The organism is Pseudomonas sp. MM227 (assembly GCF_947090715.1).
GTDB classification, from domain to species: domain Bacteria; phylum Pseudomonadota; class Gammaproteobacteria; order Pseudomonadales; family Pseudomonadaceae; genus Aquipseudomonas; species Aquipseudomonas baltica.
Map to the genome: position 1 here is coordinate 1102413 of NZ_OX352319.1, position 16666 is coordinate 1119078.

Consider the following 16666-nt stretch of genomic DNA (forward strand, 5'->3'; position numbering starts at 1 on the left):
TCAGTTCTCCAGAACGCTGAGCAGGCCCAAGGGCAGCGGCACGTCCATGACTTTATCGAAGAGCACGTACAGGCCGATGCTCATCAAGGTGATGATGATCACGCTGGGCACTGCGCGGCCGCCGTACAGCAGGGCCATCGGAATGCCGATCAGGATGCTGCTGAGAATGAAGCCCAGGGGTTCGAACAGCCCGGCGAACACCAGCAGCAAACCGATGCATATGGCGATCTTCTTCAGGGTCGGACGGTCCAGCGGCGGCTCTTCCTCGCTGTGCACGATCGGAGTGGGACGAAACACCAGGTACAGCAGGGCCAGGCTCATCAGGCCCAGCATCAGCAACGGGTAGGCGCGCGGGCCTACCGGCTCATAGGAAAAGGGTGCCTGGTAAGGCCAGGCCATCAGTGCCAGACCGGCACAGACAAGCAGCAACAGCAGGGCGAAAAGCCGTTGAACGATCATGATCATGGTCATGTTCCTTCGTGAAGGAGGACGATGGTGGTGTCGGCAGGGAAGCCTTCGGGGGCAGAGATCCGCTCTCACAGTGGACGTGTATATCCAACCCTGTGGGAGCGGGTCTCTGCCCGCGAATGGCTCCCCGCGGACCCAGGCCGATTACTGAACCAGGCCGAATTCCTTGGCCAGGGTCTTGTACTCGGCGACCTGTTTCTTCACGTAGGTGTCCAGCTCCTGCCCGGTCATGGCGAACGGGAACAGCTCGCGCTGGTCACGCAGCTTGGCGAATTCTTCGGATGCCAGCAGCTTGTCGAACGCCGCTTTCCACCAGTCGTATTCGGCGTCGGTCACCTTCGGCCCCAGGTAGAAGCCGCGCACCACAGGCCAGACGATGTCGTAGCCCTGCTCCTTGGCAGTGGGGATGTCCTTCATTTCCGGCTCGTCCAGACGCTTGTCGGAGAACACCGCGAGCAGACGCATGTCACCGCTGAGGATGTGCGGCATGGAGTCGGAGATGTCGGTGCTGCCGACCTGGATGTGGCCGCCGAGCAGGGCCGTGGCGATTTCACCGCCACCTTCCAGGGCAACGTAGCGCAAGTCGCGCGGGTTGATCCCGGCAGCCTTGGCGATCAGTGCGGTCTGCATCCAGTCCTGGCTGCCGACGGTGCCGCCGGAGCCGATCACGACTTTGCTCGGGTCGGCCTTGAGCGCCTTGACCAGGTCATCCAGTGTCTTGTAGGGCGAATCGCTCTTGACCGCGATGGCGCCATAGCTGGTGCCTACCGCAGCCAACCAGCGTACGGCGTTCTCGTCGAAACGGCCGAACTTGCCTTGCGCCAGGTTGAGCAGCGAGCCGCTGGACCAAGCCACCAACGTGCCTGCGTCGGCCGGGCGCTGGGCGACCACCGCGTTGTAGGCCACCGCGCCGACGCCGCCGGGCATGTAGGTGACGCGCATGGGTTTGGACAGCAGTTTCTCGTTGACCAGTGCGCTTTGGGCAAGTTTGCAGGTCAGGTCGAAGCCGCCGCCAGGCGAGGCTGGGGCAATGCATTCAGGACGTTTGGGTTCTTCCTGGGCAAGCAGCGGGGCACTGATGAACAGGCAGCTGACAGCCAGGGCAAGCGGACGCATGGCGCGAATCATGGGTATTTCTCCATTGTTGTTCTTGTTATCGAAAACGTATCGTGACGTTTGCGTGGCAGGTCTCTACGGACTCGCCTTGCTGAAACCTTATGTTGCGAACCTTTCACCAAGCTTTCAGTGGCGGTCAATCTGCCAAGACTGCTTCACAGTCCGGCACGGGCCTGTAAACTCGGGCACATAAAGCGGTTGATGAGCCTTCGCGGCTGGCTCTGGCAGCAGCGAATACCGTACTACGGCAACATCATTCCGATATAGAAAAGATTGGCCGTGAGGAATACCGATGCGTGTCCTGCTTGTAGAAGATCACCTGCAGTTGGCCGAAAGTGTCGCCCAGGCGCTGAAGGCCACCGGCTTGACCGTCGATGTGCTCCACGACGGCGTCGCGGCAGACCTGGCCCTGGCCAGCGAGGAGTACGCCGCCGCGATACTCGACGTCGGCCTGCCCAGGCTCGACGGTTTTGAAGTGCTGGCGCGCCTGCGGGCGCGGGGCAAGAATTTGCCGGTGCTGATGCTCACGGCGCGCAGCGACGTCAAGGACCGCGTCCATGGCCTGAACCTGGGCGCCGACGACTACCTGGCCAAGCCGTTCGAGCTCACCGAGCTGGAAGCCCGGGTCAAGGCCCTGCTGCGGCGCACCGTGCTTGGTGGTGAGCGCCAGCAGCGCTGCGGTCCGCTGGCCTATGACCTGGATACGCGGCGCTTCACCCTGGGCAAGGAGCTGCTGACCCTGACCTCCCGTGAGCAGGCCGTGCTCGAGGCGCTGATCGCCCGGCCAGGACGGGTGATGAGCAAGGAGCAATTGGCGGCCCAGGTGTTCGGGCTGGACGAAGAGGCCAGCGCCGACGCCATCGAGATCTATGTGCACCGCCTGCGCAAGAAGCTCGACAAGCAACCGATCGCCATCGTCACCTTCCGCGGTCTGGGCTACCTGCTGGAAAGCCGCGATGCGTGAAGTCAGCAGCCTGCGTTGGCGGCTGCTGTGGAACCTCGCCATGCTGCTGGTCTTCCTGATGCTGGCCAGCGGTCTGAGTGCCTACTGGAATGGCCGCGAAGCGGCCGACACGGCTTATGACCGGACCCTGCTGGCCTCGGCGCGCACCATTGCCGCCGGGCTGTCCCAGCGCGACGGCACGCTCAGTGCCGACGTGCCCTACGTGGCCCTGGATACTTTCGCCTACGACAGCGCCGGGCGCATCTACTACCAGGTCAACGACATCGACCACAAGCTGATCTCCGGCTACGAAAACCTGCCGGCGCCGCCGCGCGGCACTCCGCGCACGGACGACTACCCGGCCCTGGCCACGTTCTACAGCGGCCGTTATCTGGGGCAGGACGTACGTGTGGTGAGCCTGCTGAAGGCCGTCAGCGAACCGAACATGATCGGCATGGCAGAAATTCGCGTGGCCGAGACCGAAGAAGCGCGCGTGTCGATGGCCCGTAGCCTGATGGCCGACACCCTGCTGCGCCTGGGCATGCTCGGCGGCGGCGCCTTGTTGTTGGTGTGGGTCACGGTCAGCGCCGCCCTGCGCCCACTGGAGCGTTTGCGCGACGAAGTCGAAGACCGTCAGCCGGATGACCTGCGCCCCCTGCCGCTGGTCGAGGTCCAGCGGGAACTGTGGCCGCTGGTGCAGGCCCTCAACCATTTCACCGAACGCCTGCGCGTCCAGTTCGAGCGTCAGGCGCAGTTCATTGCCGATGCTGCCCACGAGTTGCGCACGCCGCTGGCTGCGCTCAAGGCGAGGGTGGAGCTGGGCCTGCGCGCCGAACATCCGGAAGTCTGGCGCACCACCCTGCAGCAGGCAGTGGAAGGCACCGACAAACTTACCCACCTGGCCAATCAGCTACTGTCGCTGGCCAGGGTCGAGAACGGCGCACGGGCCATTGCCGAAGGCGGCGCCCAGCGCCTGGACCTGAGCCAATTGGCCCGCGAACTGGGCATGGCCATGGCGCCCCTGGCCCACGGCCGAGGCGTGGCGCTGGCGCTGGAGGCCGACGAGCCCATCTGGCTGCGCGGCGAGCCGACGTTGCTCAACGAGCTGCTCAGCAACCTGGTGGACAACGCCCTGGCGCATACCCCGGCCGGCGGTAACGTCATTCTGCGCGTGCTGACCCCCGGCATCCTCGAAGTCGAGGACGACGGGCCAGGCATTCCGGCGGACGAACGCGATCGCGTGTTCGAGCGCTTCTACCGGCGCAACGCGCAGAGCAGCGGAACCGGACTGGGCCTGGCCATCGTCGGGGAAATCTGCCGCGCACACATGGCGCGCATCAGCCTGCACGATGGCGCCAGGGGCGGTTTGAAGGTGCGTGTCGACTTCGCGCTCTAGTTCAGCAGCGACTGTGCCTGCAGCAGATCGCTGGCCAGCAGCACCGGGCTTTGCTTGATCTCCAGGCGCTGGTAAGCCGGATGCTCGACCAGGATCGGCAGGCCCGTGTTGTGCGGCAAGCGCAACAGCGTGGCGATCATCACCAGATCGCCATAATCGGTTTCGGTGTTGTGCCGGTTCAGGTCCAGGAACTGGCCTGGCACCTGCGCGAGCATGGCCGGAAAGTCCCACTTGTGCAGGATGTGGTCGCCTATCCGCGGATGGATATGCTCGATCACATGGGTGAGGCTCACCGGGTCGGCCAGCAGTTCGTTGTGCTCCTGGGCGTAGGTCAGGATCGGCAATACGCCGATCTGGTGCACCAGGCCGGCAAGAGCGGCGCGGTCGGGCTTGAGCGTGGTGAATCGCCGCGCCAGCTCGGTGCACATGCCGGCCACCTCCAGGCTGGTCCGCCAGGCCTCGCGCATGCGGCTCTGCACAGCAGGCGCGCGGGCGTGGAAGATCTGTTCGATGACCAGGCCGATGGCCAGGTTGCTGCTGTAATTGACGCCCAGCCGATTGATCGCCGTACGCACGTCGGTGACCTCGAAACTGGCGCGCAGCAGTGGGCTGTTGACCACCTTGAGCAGACGCGCCGACAGCGCTGCGTCCTGAGCGATGACCTGACTCAGACGATTGACGCTGACGTTGTCGTCCTCGGCCGCTTCACGAATTTTCAGGGCGACTTCCGGCATGGTCGGCAAGACCAGTTCGTCACGGTCGATGGCGGCCAGCAAATCCCTTTGTACTGTATCGGCCAGCTGGTTCATTCGACGCCTCGGCATAGCGGGAGAGAGGTGCGCAGGCCCTGCTACGGGCCGTGTCAGCGCTGTATTTCACGGTCTCGATCAAGTGTATAGGGCAAGGTGAGAAGCGCCAGCGCAGGACCTTCGAGACTGCCCAGATGAATGCGACCATCCTCGACCGCGTTGTCCTGCAGTACGGCCAGGGCCTCGAAACCCTGCGCGGTCGGTGCGGCCAGGGCAATCTCGCCAATGGCGCTGCCATGCACCGGCGAGAACAGCGCAGCACCCGGTTCCGGACGCGTCGGGCCGGTCAACTGGACGTGGTAGAGGCGTCGCTTGACTTTGCCCAGGTACTGCATGCGCGCCACGATTTCCTGGCCGGTGTAGCAACCTTTCTTGAAACTCACGCCGCCCACTGCCTGCAGGTTCAGCATCTGCGGGATGAACAGTTCGCGAGTCGGCTCCAGCACCTGGCCGATACCGGCGCGGATCTGCCCCAGCATCCAGTCGTCGAGCGAGCCCTGGGCCAGCTGTTCGGCCAGCCGGGCGGCCAGGTTCTCGGCCTGCTCGGCAGGCGCCCACAGCTCGGCCCGCGCCGGCGAGACGCGCACTGCGATCAGCGCGCCGTGACGTACCACAGCATCGGTGTCCAGGGGCAGGTCCAGGCCCAGCGCGTTCAGCGCGCCATCGCCATGCTGCACGCCGAAGCGCACCCAGGCGTCGCTCTCGTCGGTGAGCTTGGACTTGGAGAACACCGCGTACTTCTTCAGGTCCGCCAATTGTGCTTCGAGCAGGCCGCGGGCCATGGCCAGAACACAGCCATCGCCCTGCAAAAGAATGCGAAAGCTGGACTGCATGCGGCCTTTCTGCGTGCAGCGCGCGCCGAGACTGGCCGTGTGCTCGTCCAGGTAGTTGAGGTTGCAGGTGAGCTGGCCCTGCAGGAACTTGCCGGCGTCCGAGCCGCGAACGGCGAGGACGCCCTCGTGGGTCAGGGTGCAGAACATAGCGCTATCGGACATGGGTCATCGCTGAGTTGAAAAGACTGGACGTCATCATAGAGCCCCGCGCCGGGGGAATGCTATCCCCGCCGCCCTGACACCCCACCGACGCCTCTGTATACTGCGCGCCTATTCAAGGAGCCCCCCATGGTCGAAAACGTTGAACTCAACCGGCTTTACTGGCACAGCCGCCGCGGCATGCTGGAGCTGGACGTGTTGCTGGTGCCTTTCGTCAAGGAAGTCTATCCCCACTTGAATCAGGTGGATCGCGATGTCTACGTACGCCTGCTCGAATGTGAAGATCAGGACATGTTCGGCTGGTTCATGGAGCGTAACGAGTCCGATGACCCCGAGTTGCAGCGCATGGTTCGGATGATCCTGGATCGTGTCCAGCCCAAGTAACCGCTTCGAGTGCCACTGGCAGCCCTCGCGGCGGCTGCTGGCCTTCTACGTGCTGGCGCAAGCCTCGGCGTGGCTGGCAAACGTGCTGATGGATGCGCCCGTGCTCGTGCACCTGGCCGCAGCGGCGCTATGCATCGCGCACGCACTGTACGTATTGCCGCGGCAAGTGTTGCTCGGCAGCCCCCACGCCGTGACCGGCCTGCGCCGTGATCGGAGCGGCTGGTCCGTGTGGACCGAGGCTGGTAGCTGGCAAGCGGTGCAGCTGCGCCCCGACAGCATGGCGCTGCCCCATGTGGTTGTGCTGCGCTTCCGCCTGGCCGGTCAGCGACAGGTGCGCAGCGCTTGTGTCCTGCCTGACTGCCTGGATGCAGACACTCATCGACGCCTGCGCCTGCGGCTCAAGTTCAGTCGGCAAAGGTGGGCGGTTCCAGGATAGTGTCGTGCGCCTTGTGCCCCTGACGGATGGAGCTTATGGGTTCAGTCTTCAGGCTTTCCTTGAGTTCGCCCAATCGACCAATTCTCGTATGTTCGATCTCAGTTCTGGACGATTCTCTGAGGTTCTCAACAGGGGGCTGAGGAGCGTACTGGGCGTGAAGGCTGACCGGAAGCAGACGTTCCACTCGCTGAGACACTCAATGGCGGGTGCATTAAAGGCCGCTGCTGTGGATGTTGGTATTGCTGAGGAAATCATGGGACATTCGTCGGGGTCCATCAGCTATGACCTTTATGGGGCCGGAAGCGCCGTAGAGGTGCGTCGGCTGGCTGAGGCTTTGAGGAAGGCGCTTGTGCTGTCCTGATGCAGGCGGCACGTTCAGGGGGCCAGTCCGTGCGCTACATTACTGATGTCCTTGATACAGGCCGCAGGAACCTTGCAGGCAACCATTTCGTAGCGTTGCCTGCTGCCGCTTTGTTTCAGACGATTGAATCAATATCAAGCGTATGTGGTGCGCCAATTGGACGACCTAATATTGACGCGAATACTTCACGGTCACTTGTTACTGCGGTTGGCGCCATGGCCAGTTGTTCCGCTACCCTGTTTTCTGGGTGCGCCTGCCAGCGAAGCAAGCTGTCTGCCAGTGCTTCAGCGTGTTGTGAAAGCAAACCGTAGACCTTCGCTTCGTCAACCTTCTCGATACGCAAAGTTGCCAAGCGTGCACGGGTTTCTTTCACTTTATCGACCTCTCTACTGAACGCATCAATGGCTGGTTCGTGAGTTTCGCGATATTTGTCGGGACGGGCCTGCAAGGCACGGCGTTTGTTGCGCAATTGGTCGGTAATGCGTACCAGAGCACTGTCTATGAAATCGAACTCACGCTTGGTGACCAGCGAACTCTTGAGCTTCAGCGATTCCTGAGAGCGCTTAAATGCGGCCCAGCAGTTGGGGATGTAGCCGCCCACCATTGAATGGTTACCACCGTGCTTAATACCTTGAGCAATCAATCCGGGACGGTTGGGCAGGCCATCGATTTGCTGGATGGCTAACGTGCAGGCAGCGTGCTGGGTAAGGGTGTCGCAACCGGGCTCCCAGAGGATCGAAGACATCTCCTTTCCTCCAAGCTCCACCGGAAAGAAGTGACGTAACTTGCCGTGGTGCTCATAATGTTCACCGGTCAGGTTGGTGATGCCCGTAGCAAACACCGAGAGGCCAAAAGGGACGTTTACGAAGGTTAAGGCTGCCCCTGTCGCATAAACGGATGCCTTGGTATTCATCCACGTTCCGGGCACGCTGGGCACCGGGTCGTTGTGGTTGACCATTCGGTAATGCACTAAGTCAGCAGCCCCTTTTACAAAGGTAGCGTCAGCAGCTCTTGGGGAGCCGTAGGTGTACAGCACGATGTTGTAATCATAGCCAGCCCGACGACGCAGCATCTCCGAGAGCAGCAAGGTGATTGCCCCGCCCAAGCTGTGACCGCAAATGATCAGCTTCTGTCCGGTGTAGAACTTTTCAAGATAGTTGATCGTGAGGTCGTAGACCTTCAGTGCGGCGTCATAGAATCCTCGGTGAACCTTGGCCTTATCATTTCCCACACCTTGTGTGAATGGAACCTGAAGCGCATCGGCATCCCGAAGTCCGTCAGCTAACTTTTCATTGGTGCCACGTACTGAAATCAGGATCAGCTCATCGTTGTGCGTGATAAACGCTTGGGTGTCGGTGTCGTCGCTTTGGCCTCGGTCATCAAGAAAATGAATTTTGGCCGGGGTTTCTTGATCTTCTTCTAAGTCCGGACTGTTTGAAGGGTACAGATCAGGATCAAACGGGACGATTTCCAGACGCTTGGAGTAGGGTACATCTTCGTATAACGGGTAGTACGCCTTGGCTTGTCCTGGGTCCACTTTCCAGATTTCATTGAACTTGGCCAGAGCATCACCAAACCAATTACCCATACTCGGTTTCTGGGGGAAACTGACTTCCTTCTCGCTGATCGGCGTCTTATCAGGCTCCTGGCCAAACGGGTTGTAGCTCAAGGTGGCCATGATGGCGAGTTGATATAGGTTCAGCGCGCAGAACTGCGAATCGGTGGACAGCATTGGACGCAGGGCGCGTAAAGGGCGAACTTCCAGCACGTTGTGCTTGTTTGAAAGCAGACAGACACCGCGCTCACCATACTCGCACATCAGCTTGGCCCATCCCAGACGGCGTGGGTAGCGACACTCGACCTCAGGTGGTAAATGCGCGAAATGCTCGACCAAATGACGAACTTCGACTTGGCAGAAGAAATCCGCACAGGCTTGCGCTGGGTTGCTTTGGGTCCGTGAGCCGTCTTTATGACAATGGCGAGTTTGCTCGGCGCGGACTTGAAGCTCGGTTATCGGGAGCGGGTAGTGTAGTCGCTTTTGTAAGTCTTCATAGGGGCGGGCTGTGCCACTGTATTCTTGGTCAAGAACTAATGCTATCGGCCCCGCAAAATGGTTCTCAACTTTGCCTTTCCCCGCTGCGTCAAGCTTACCTTTGTATATATGACCTTCTGAATCGATAACGTTATAAGGCAGCCCAGCGAAAGGTTGCCCTTCACCAAGTTCATCCACTAACTGAAAGCTGGTCCATTTGTCTTGAACAGGGCAGGTAAATATTCGGTTGTTTAGCGGGTGCTTCAGCGTTTCATCCAAAGTGGTCATTGAGTGATTTCCTTATTCGGTACAGCCGGGATAAATTGTACAGTCGCGGCCATCTGGCATTTTGAAGCTGCTGAAGTCTGTATAGTTGCCACGGCAATAAGCACGCTGATCCTCAAAACCTTCTCCCATACAGCGCTTCCAGCCACCGGGGACCTTGACCCAAGTGTCTCCCCAGCCGGGTCTTTCCTCCTCAGCCAGCTTGATCTTCAGCTTCACGGTTTTACCCGGCAGTTGATCCAAGGTGTAAGCCCCAACAGGACGCCCCTTCGTGACCACGCCTTGAGCGTCAACTTTTTTACAAACGAGCCCCTTCGAAAGACGACGCTTTGGCCCTTGGGTGCGAAACAACCATTGGCACTGACCATTTATGGCGTTTTCTCCAGCAGCATCAAAAGTTCGTTTGTATTGTTCTTCCAGTTGCTCCCTAAAGACCACGGCCGTTGTATCGCCGCCAAAGTCACCACGATCTTTTCCGTAAGTAGCGTTAATTTCAAAATCGACTTTATAGATAGCCAATCGGCAGCCTTTGACGGTGCGGTAAATTGGAATTTCAGACTCTGGCTTGTATTCGGTACGCCACTCTCTGTTAAAGCCAAGATAAGGATTGTCATCAAGGGTGACCGTGCAAGTTTCTCCCTTGGCGGGCGCATACTTGGCTACGGCGTAATAAGCGAAGTTGGGAGGCAGGTCGGCCGTAAAGGTAAAACTCTCCGGCTTCCCACTCCCGGTAGCACATCCTGCTGTCAGGACCATGCAGGCGCCCAAGAGCAGGCCGTTAAGTGTTTGTGTCATAGCGGGGCGTCTCCTTGCCAAAATTGCGTTGCCTGATAAACCCGCTGGAAATGAGCTGTCGGAGTTTCATCAGGGTGCGCCTGCCAGCGCTCTGCAAGTGTACCGTCTGTTTCCTTTAAACTCTGGATCAACAAAAACTCCAGTTGCTCCGGTGATTGCCAGCCCCAAGCGTCAGCCAAGGCCAACTGAGTGCTGAGCCATAGGTCGGGATCTTGTCGCTCGGCAATTTGGGCATAGGCGTCAAGATGTTCGGCCAGCAGGTAGCGACGGGCATTGACCTCACCAATGTGTGCGGACTGATCGCCCTCAACGGGAACCTCGCACCACGCAGGGCTTTCAGGAACTGGATGGTTACCCGGTGTGGGATTGCTGAGAATGTTCCAGTGCTGACCTTGCCAGTAGCAGACGCTGACAATGGGCCCCAAGTACCCCGCAATTGCCCCGGTGGTTAAGTGCTTCAGTGCGCGGGTCAACACTCGGTTGTCATGGAAGCGATAAAGGGCCTGATACGGTCGCGTCCCGACAATCAGACGCTCACGCCAATGTCTGACCAGCTCGTGTAACCCTGCCTCAGGTGGAAGACTGGCAAGCCAGCCCCAGTTCCTTTCAGGGGCCTTAAGCAGCTCGTTCAAGCGTCCATCTTCAGCGTTGTCGATAAGGAACAGGAAAGGCCCCGCATCCGCCAGATCGGCAACCGATGTCTCGCTGTACACGCTGCAATACTGGTCAGCACCTTGAGAGTCCTGCAGAGTCTGACGGGTGTGGCGTTCGTCTTCAGAGTCCAGAATCAGGCACAAGGAATGCCCGAGGCGGCGCTGTTCGATCATCCATTGCTGAGGTGTCATGCTGGTCATGCTGAGGCTCCTTCAGTCAGGCAAACACCATTTTTGCAGGCCCCGCAGATCGGGCAGAAATCAGGGTTTTTAACTTTAGAGATGGCCATCAGCGCGTTCTGGGACGGGGCAATCATCGGCGGGAGCGCTGGAGGGGTCATTAGCGCAGTCAATGCCCCCGGCAATATTGGATTGGCCACTGTTCCTCCTACAGGGGCACCGCCGAGCTGAATATCGGAACTGCTGAAGATTCCACCGGGGCCAATCACGATGTGCTGACCACCAGCTTTCAAGGTCTGGTCGTCACCAAATACCAGTGTGTGGCCTTGCTGCGAGTGTTGAAAGTGGTAGTGGATACGTTCTTCCCAGCACAGTCGCTGTACATAGTGCAGGTCGGATACGTTGTACTGGACGCAGTAATCCCGTGCTGGATAGATCGAACCCAACTGAAACCGGTAAGCGTTACTTTGAATGCCGTGCTCTTCAAGAATCTGCGCGATGATCTGTGGAACGGTTTGTTGTTGGAAAATTCGTTGGTTGATACGGTGCGCCAGATAGGCCAACTGCGGGACCAGCGTAAGACTGTAGCGGGTCAGGCGTTTACCGGAGTCACCTTGTGCAATGCGGTCAATCTGCCCATGAATTCCAGCTCCACTGTCGTTGAATGCCAGAAAGGCTTGGTTGTGCAATAGACTTTCGATGTCCAAATCAGGATGTTCGCTGACCAGTTCCAGATCAAAAGAAAAGGGAGCGCTAATCGATTCTTGGCCGGTGAGCGAGAGGACCTGAAGGTCGTGCTTGAAGTCGCTGATGGTCAGGCTGAAATGCGTTTGAGGACTTGCATTGAACATCCAATGTTCCTTTCCAGTCATGTAGCGTGGACCCACATACACGAAGCTGTCGAACGAGATGCCTGTGAATTTGCGGGAAGATAAAACGAATCAAGCTAACAAGCATGAAAAAGGAAATATGTAGGAAAAGTCCCAAATTCGGCCTGAAATGTCAGACATGCAGAGTGGCGCTTGTGACGGCGTCGCTATGTGAATTCGGTTACGTCTGCAAGGGCTTGGCCTTGGAGATGTCAAGCAGAAACGCCACTAAGCAGCGGCGGATTTAAAAACCCTCACTAATAGGGAAGAAAGGGCATTCCGTCCGACTTACTTACTAATGAGGAGCAACACCATGCTGACACCTGCCAAACTGAACCACCAGTGCATTACCCACGCCAAGCTGACCACGATCTTATCGCGGGAGCCTTGGACCCTGCCTGACCCAAACTGCAAGCCTCCAGCGCCACGAGCAACCGAGCTGTCCAAAACCATGAGCCAACGCGCTGCCGCTGCTGAGTTAGGAGTTTCTTGCCGCCAACTTGCCAAGATGCTCGAAGCTGAAGCTCAAGCCGTTGAGGATGACAACCCGTTCATCGTCGAGGCGTTCTTACCGTTGCCCCGCGTGTCCGCCATTGACCTTATCGCTGAGAAAGCTTGTCGCCCTCACGGAGCCAAATGGAACGATTACTGCGGAATCCTTGCGGGCCTCTATGGCTTCACTGAGGATGGGGGAACGGTCTTGCGAGCATGATTCCCTTAATAACAAAAGGGCGGCTCTCAGCCCCGACTACCTGCACTGGGTCTTCGTACAAGCAATCTACTCGCCCTACTCGCTCCGTTCAGTTTGGACATCGTGGCGCATCTCAGAGATGAGACCGGTGCGAGTCCCTTGCCTCAGGGCGAAAGCTTGGTGGTTACTCGACGGAGGCAAACAGCACATCAAGCAGGGGCCTCACGGCATGACTGGGAGTCTTCGTGACCGAGCAAGGGTATCTGGCCACATTTGATATTCATTTAAAAACACCCACTATAAGCAGAGGGGGGCTTAAAGTTACCCAGATAGCTCTGTCTCTCTAAGGCATCTCACCGGCTTTCCTCTCAGGTGATGAGTATCAATGACCAATACTGTTGTTGCTGGGCAATGGGCAGACTTGTTTGTCACCTGTCCGTGCGCTGGCTTGAGCATGAAGACTCAGGCGTCTCTCGGTGTCTGTACAGGCATCTGTGGTCCACTTGGTTTGACCATGAAGAGGATACCCACCGCGATGCCATGCGTTCGAGCCAGCATTGAAGCTGTTGGTGGTCGATGAGGCGCCTTGGGGTTTCCGTCAAGAGCAATCAGCAACTGTCCTGGATGGAAAGGCCGGGTGAAAAACTGAAAGAAATTTGGGAATGACCACCTCAATACGCCTACGTGCGCAGGTTCTCCCCGTAGGCCTTCGCACCTGAGCCTTAACGCGCCCACGCAGGCCTCTGGAGGTGGTGTTGTGCGGTGTCTGCGGATGCCTCTAAGCTTTCGGTGGTATGGGACAAAAGCGCTACAACGCTGTTTCAAACGGTGCTACGCTCTCGCCCCTAACGTGCCTCACTTGGTCGGGGTAAGGATCGTATCCTTTGCCTCTGACAGCAGCTCTGGATAGTCGAGCGTGTAGTGCAGGCCTCGGCTTTCCTTGCGCTGCATGGCCGACGCAATCATCAGCTCGGCCACTTGCGCCAGGTTGCGCAGTTCGATCAGGTCGCGGCTGACCTTATAGTTGCTGTAGAACTCGTCGATCTCGTCGAGCAGCAGGCGCACTCGGTGCTGCGCGCGCTGCAGACGTTTGGTGGTGCGCACGATGCCCACGTAGTCCCACATGAAGCGCCGCAACTCGTCCCAGTTGTGGGCAATGATCACGTCTTCGTCCGAATCGGTCACCTGGCTGGCGTCCCACTGCGGCAACGGTCCGGGCGGTGCGACTTCGGCCAGGCAGGAAACGATGTGCTCGGCGGCGGAGCGGGCGTAGACGATGCATTCGAGCAGGGAATTGCTGGCCATGCGGTTGGCGCCGTGCAGGCCGGTGCAACTGGTTTCGCCAATGGCATACAAATGGGGGACGTCGGTGCGTCCGTGCCGGTCCACCTGCACGCCGCCACAGGTGTAGTGGGCGGCTGGCACCACGGGAATGGGCTGGCGGGTGATGTCGATGCCGAACGTCAGGCAGCGTTGGTACACCGTCGGGAAATGGCTGCGGATGAAGTCTGCCGGTTTGTGGCTGATGTCCAGGTACACACACTCGGCGCCCAGGCGCTTCATTTCGTGGTCGATGGCGCGGGCCACGATATCGCGCGGGGCAAGCTCGGCACGCGAGTCGAAGCGAGGCATGAAACGCTCGCCGTTGGCCAGCTTGAGCAGGGCGCCCTCGCCACGCAGCGCTTCGGTGATGAGAAAACTCTTGGCCTGGGGGTGATACAGGCAGGTCGGGTGGAACTGGTTGAATTCCAGATTGGCGACCCGGCAGCCCGCGCGCCACGCCATGGCAATGCCATCGCCGCAGGCACCGTCGGGGTTGCTGGTGTACAGGTAGACCTTGGCGGCGCCACCGGTTGCCAGCACGGTGAAGCGCGCCGCGTGAGTGTTCACCGCGCCGCTGCGATGATCCAGCACGTAGGCGCCGAGACAGCGGTCCTCAGCGCGGCCCAGGCGCCGTTCGGTAATCAGGTCGATGGCCGCGCACTGCTCCATGAGTTCGATGTTGGGCCGCAGGCGCGCCGCTGCCAACAGCGTGTCGAACATCGCCGCGCCGGTGGCATCCGCCGCATGAATGATGCGGCGCTGGCTGTGGCCGCCTTCACGGGTCAGGTGAAAGGGGAAGCCGGTGTGCGCGGGATCCGATTCGTGTTCACGGGTAAACGGCACGCCCAACTCGACCAGCCACTGAATCGCCGCCCGGCTGTGCTCTACGGTGAAGCGCACGGCCTCTTCATCGCACAGGCCGGCGCCCGCTTCGAGCGTGTCCTGAACATGAGCCTCGACGGTATCGGTATCGGCCAGTACGGCCGCCACGCCGCCCTGTGCCCAGGGCGTCGAGCCATCGCCCAGCCCACCTTTGCTGATGACCGCGATGCGCAGCGTGTCGGGTAACGCCAGCGCAAGGCTCAAGCCTGCGGCTCCGCTACCGATCACCAGAACATCGTGTTGCAGTTGCTTGCCCATTCGAAGGTCATCCGCAGGTCGAAAGTAAGGTTGCGTGAAGCGCCATCCAGCGTGCCGTTCGCGCCTGTTGTGCACGTCCCGCTGGTATATCCAAGGGGGTAGCGGCACAATAGCGGCACCTTCGACGCACGGAGTCCAGGGTTTCCCGCTGGCGTGGCGCGGCATTTATAGCAGCCGCATCGACGCTTGCGCTACGCGAACAGGCGCTCGACCTGGGCTGCGCGAGCTGAATCACTTCAGTTATAGGAACGGTTGTAGGACCGAGCAAGCCGTGCGTATAGGCCTAAACCTTCGTTTTTGTGGGAACTTTCCAAGAAAGCCTGCAATCAATAGAAGGTTGCCTATAGGAAGGAAACAGCGTCGAACAGTGGTTGCATTGGCAATGCCAGGTTGCAGCGCTCGACGGAAAGATTATCGGCGCAGCCCGGCACGTTCGAGCTGCGCTTTCCGTGCAGGCTTGATCCAGGCCTGCGGGAAACTTGCCTGGAGGGGAGAACTTTTGCGAATAGCCCGAGTCTATGGTTGCAAGCCTGAACGATGGCCTGAGCAGCGCTCCTTCCGGACCCATGAGGAGTGTTCATGCTAACCCAGGAAGAGGATCAGCAGCTGGTCGAGCGTGTACAACGCGGTGATCGGCGAGCGTTTGATCTGTTGGTGCTGAAATACCAGCACAAGATTCTCGGGTTGATCGTGCGGTTCGTGCACGACACCCATGAAGCCCAGGACGTGGCGCAGGAAGCTTTCATCAAGGCTTACCGCGCGTTGGGCAATTTTCGCGGAGACAGCGCGTTCTACACGTGGCTGTACCGTATCGCCATCAACACGGCGAAAAACTATCTGGTGTCCCGCGGACGCAGGCCACCGGACAGTGACGTAAGTTCCGAGGACGCGGAGTTCTATGACGGCGATCATGGCCTCAAGGATCTCGAGTCACCGGAACGTTCACTGCTGCGCGATGAGATCGAGGGCACCGTCCATCGAACCATTCAGCAGCTGCCTGAAGACCTGCGCACGGCATTGACCCTGCGCGAGTTCGACGGTTTGAGTTACGAAGACATTGCCAGTGTCATGCAGTGTCCGGTGGGGACCGTGCGGTCGCGGATTTTCCGTGCCCGGGAAGCCATCGACAAAGCCCTGCAGCCGTTGTTGCAGGAATCCTGAGACAGCGGCGATAGCCAAGAGAGGAACGCCATGAGTCGTGAAGCCCTGCAGGAATCGCTGTCCGCAGTGATGGATAACGAAGCGGACGAATTGGAACTGCGTCGGGTACTGACCGCGCTGGACGATGCCGAAACCCGTGCCACATGGGCACGTTTTCAGGTCGCTCGTGCTGTCATGCACAAGGACCTTCTGGATCCGCGCCTGGACTTGTCGGCTGCAGTGTCGGCAGCCATTGCCGAAGACGTTGCGCCGGCAGCGGCTGCTCGCGGCCCATGGCGCAGCCTCGGTCGTCTGGCCGTGGCTGCTTCGGTGACCGTCGCCGTGCTGGCAGGCGTGCGCCTGTACAACCAGGACGACATTACCGGCGCCGAGCTGGCGCAACAGCAGCCCGCGCAGCAAGCGCCGTCGACGCCGATGGTGCAAGGTCCGGCCGTTCTGGCGGGCTACACGCCCGACAGCTCCGACGCACCAGGGCCGATGGCCAACGGTGTGCTTAAAGGTGAGGAAGGGTTGAACGACCAGCGCCTGCCGGGTTATCTGCGTCAACATTCGCAGGAAGCTGCCGCCAAAGGTTCGGAAAGCGCTCTGCCTTATGCCCGTTCCGCGAGCATGGAAAACCGTTAATCCCGATC

The 16666-nt window shown here is 59.6% G+C and carries 16 protein-coding genes and 1 pseudogene; 8 read left to right on the plus strand and 9 right to left on the minus strand.

All coding sequences use genetic code 11. From position 1 onward, the window contains the following. Nucleotides 1-459, minus strand: coding sequence for a tripartite tricarboxylate transporter TctB family protein (locus ONG87_RS04965; RefSeq protein ID WP_122479723.1), 459 nt, complete (start codon nt 457-459; stop codon nt 1-3). Between the two features lie 153 nt (nt 460-612). After that, nucleotides 613-1602 (minus strand): tripartite tricarboxylate transporter substrate binding protein, encoded by a 990-nt coding sequence (locus ONG87_RS04970; protein WP_163007621.1) that lies wholly within the window; start codon nt 1600-1602, stop codon nt 613-615. 274 nt (nt 1603-1876) lie between these two features. Between ONG87_RS04970 and ONG87_RS04975 the strand changes: the two genes are divergently transcribed. Both ONG87_RS04975 and ONG87_RS04980 read left to right on the plus strand, forming a co-directional pair. Then, nucleotides 1877-2548: a response regulator gene (locus ONG87_RS04975; RefSeq protein ID WP_049860714.1), complete on the plus strand. Its 672-nt coding sequence runs from the start codon at nt 1877-1879 to the stop codon at nt 2546-2548. Continuing rightward, nucleotides 2541-3923 carry a sensor histidine kinase gene (locus ONG87_RS04980; protein ID WP_264382320.1) on the plus strand — a complete coding sequence of 461 codons (1383 nt, stop codon included), beginning with the start codon at nt 2541-2543 and terminating at the stop codon, nt 3921-3923. The genes ONG87_RS04975 and ONG87_RS04980 overlap by 8 nt, the downstream gene beginning before the upstream one ends. Here ONG87_RS04980 and ONG87_RS04985 read toward each other — a convergent pair. Both ONG87_RS04985 and ONG87_RS04990 read right to left on the minus strand, forming a co-directional pair. Beyond that, nucleotides 3920-4732 (minus strand): HDOD domain-containing protein, encoded by an 813-nt coding sequence (locus ONG87_RS04985; protein WP_264382321.1) that lies wholly within the window; start codon nt 4730-4732, stop codon nt 3920-3922. The genes ONG87_RS04980 and ONG87_RS04985 overlap by 4 nt on opposite strands. A 53-nt stretch (nt 4733-4785) precedes the next feature. Next, complete coding sequence (locus ONG87_RS04990) at nt 4786-5727, minus strand: folate-binding protein YgfZ (protein ID WP_264382322.1); 942 nt, start codon at nt 5725-5727, stop codon at nt 4786-4788. 126 nt (nt 5728-5853) lie between these two features. On the opposite strand from ONG87_RS04990, the gene ONG87_RS04995 reads away from it, so the two are divergent. Genes ONG87_RS04995 through ONG87_RS05005 form a run of 3 tightly spaced genes read left to right on the plus strand, consistent with a single transcriptional unit; the run spans nt 5854 to nt 6905 of the window. Continuing rightward, entirely contained in the window at nt 5854-6108 is a 255-nt protein-coding gene (locus tag ONG87_RS04995) for a succinate dehydrogenase assembly factor 2 (RefSeq protein WP_122479368.1), read from the plus strand. Beyond that, nucleotides 6092-6544, plus strand: a complete 453-nt coding sequence (locus ONG87_RS05000; RefSeq protein ID WP_264382323.1) for a protein YgfX — start codon at nt 6092-6094, stop codon at nt 6542-6544. The genes ONG87_RS04995 and ONG87_RS05000 overlap by 17 nt, the downstream gene beginning before the upstream one ends. A gap of 4 nt (nt 6545-6548) precedes the next feature. Then, on the plus strand, nt 6549-6905 hold the full coding sequence (locus ONG87_RS05005) for a tyrosine-type recombinase/integrase (protein ID WP_264382324.1): 357 nt from the start codon (nt 6549-6551) through the stop codon (nt 6903-6905). 115 nt (nt 6906-7020) lie between these two features. Here ONG87_RS05005 and ONG87_RS05010 read toward each other — a convergent pair whose 3' ends face one another. From ONG87_RS05010 to tssI, 4 genes and pseudogenes are all read right to left on the minus strand, one after another. Then, nucleotides 7021-9225 carry a lipase family protein gene (locus tag ONG87_RS05010; RefSeq protein WP_264382325.1) on the minus strand — a complete coding sequence of 735 codons (2205 nt, stop codon included), beginning with the start codon at nt 9223-9225 and terminating at the stop codon, nt 7021-7023. Between the two features lie 12 nt (nt 9226-9237). Further along, nucleotides 9238-10017 (minus strand): hypothetical protein, encoded by a 780-nt coding sequence (locus tag ONG87_RS05015; RefSeq protein WP_264382326.1) that lies wholly within the window; start codon nt 10015-10017, stop codon nt 9238-9240. Then, nucleotides 10014-10871 carry a DUF4123 domain-containing protein gene (locus tag ONG87_RS05020; RefSeq protein ID WP_264382327.1) on the minus strand — a complete coding sequence of 286 codons (858 nt, stop codon included), beginning with the start codon at nt 10869-10871 and terminating at the stop codon, nt 10014-10016. Before ONG87_RS05020 ends, ONG87_RS05015 begins: the two co-directional genes overlap by 4 nt. A 269-nt stretch (nt 10872-11140) precedes the next feature. Beyond that, nucleotides 11141-11701 (minus strand): annotated as a pseudogene (gene tssI / locus ONG87_RS05025) (type VI secretion system tip protein TssI/VgrG); the annotation flags it as partial. 331 nt (nt 11702-12032) lie between these two features. Here tssI and ONG87_RS05030 point away from each other — a divergent pair. Next, nucleotides 12033-12431 carry a hypothetical protein gene (locus ONG87_RS05030; RefSeq protein WP_264382328.1) on the plus strand — a complete coding sequence of 133 codons (399 nt, stop codon included), beginning with the start codon at nt 12033-12035 and terminating at the stop codon, nt 12429-12431. A gap of 834 nt (nt 12432-13265) precedes the next feature. Here ONG87_RS05030 and nadB read toward each other — a convergent pair. Next, nucleotides 13266-14873 (minus strand): L-aspartate oxidase, encoded by a 1608-nt coding sequence (nadB, locus tag ONG87_RS05035; protein WP_264382329.1) that lies wholly within the window; start codon nt 14871-14873, stop codon nt 13266-13268. Between the two features lie 579 nt (nt 14874-15452). Between nadB and rpoE the strand changes: the two genes are divergently transcribed. Together rpoE and ONG87_RS05045 are read left to right on the plus strand one after the other, a co-directional pair. Beyond that, nucleotides 15453-16034, plus strand: coding sequence for an RNA polymerase sigma factor RpoE (rpoE, locus tag ONG87_RS05040; protein WP_011535354.1), 582 nt, complete (start codon nt 15453-15455; stop codon nt 16032-16034). Nucleotides 16035-16064: 30 nt separating this feature from the next. Continuing rightward, nucleotides 16065-16658, plus strand: a complete 594-nt coding sequence (locus tag ONG87_RS05045; RefSeq protein ID WP_122479365.1) for a sigma-E factor negative regulatory protein — start codon at nt 16065-16067, stop codon at nt 16656-16658. Nucleotides 16659-16666: the final 8 nt, after the last annotated feature.

Coding starts and splice junctions, on each gene's coding strand:
- ONG87_RS04995 (WP_122479368.1), top strand. CDS start 5,854: ATGGTCGAAAACGTTGAACTCAACCGGCTTTACTGGCACAGCCGCCGC.
- ONG87_RS05015 (WP_264382326.1), bottom strand. CDS start 10,017: ATGACACAAACACTTAACGGCCTGCTCTTGGGCGCCTGCATGGTCCTG.
- rpoE (WP_011535354.1), top strand. CDS start 15,453: ATGCTAACCCAGGAAGAGGATCAGCAGCTGGTCGAGCGTGTACAACGC.
- nadB (WP_264382329.1), bottom strand. CDS start 14,873: ATGGGCAAGCAACTGCAACACGATGTTCTGGTGATCGGTAGCGGAGCC.
- ONG87_RS05020 (WP_264382327.1), bottom strand. CDS start 10,871: ATGACCAGCATGACACCTCAGCAATGGATGATCGAACAGCGCCGCCTC.
- ONG87_RS05010 (WP_264382325.1), bottom strand. CDS start 9,225: ATGACCACTTTGGATGAAACGCTGAAGCACCCGCTAAACAACCGAATA.
- ONG87_RS05045 (WP_122479365.1), top strand. CDS start 16,065: ATGAGTCGTGAAGCCCTGCAGGAATCGCTGTCCGCAGTGATGGATAAC.
- ONG87_RS04975 (WP_049860714.1), top strand. CDS start 1,877: ATGCGTGTCCTGCTTGTAGAAGATCACCTGCAGTTGGCCGAAAGTGTC.
- ONG87_RS04990 (WP_264382322.1), bottom strand. CDS start 5,727: ATGTCCGATAGCGCTATGTTCTGCACCCTGACCCACGAGGGCGTCCTC.
- ONG87_RS04985 (WP_264382321.1), bottom strand. CDS start 4,732: ATGAACCAGCTGGCCGATACAGTACAAAGGGATTTGCTGGCCGCCATC.
- ONG87_RS05030 (WP_264382328.1), top strand. CDS start 12,033: ATGCTGACACCTGCCAAACTGAACCACCAGTGCATTACCCACGCCAAG.
- ONG87_RS04980 (WP_264382320.1), top strand. CDS start 2,541: ATGCGTGAAGTCAGCAGCCTGCGTTGGCGGCTGCTGTGGAACCTCGCC.
- ONG87_RS04965 (WP_122479723.1), bottom strand. CDS start 459: ATGATCGTTCAACGGCTTTTCGCCCTGCTGTTGCTGCTTGTCTGTGCC.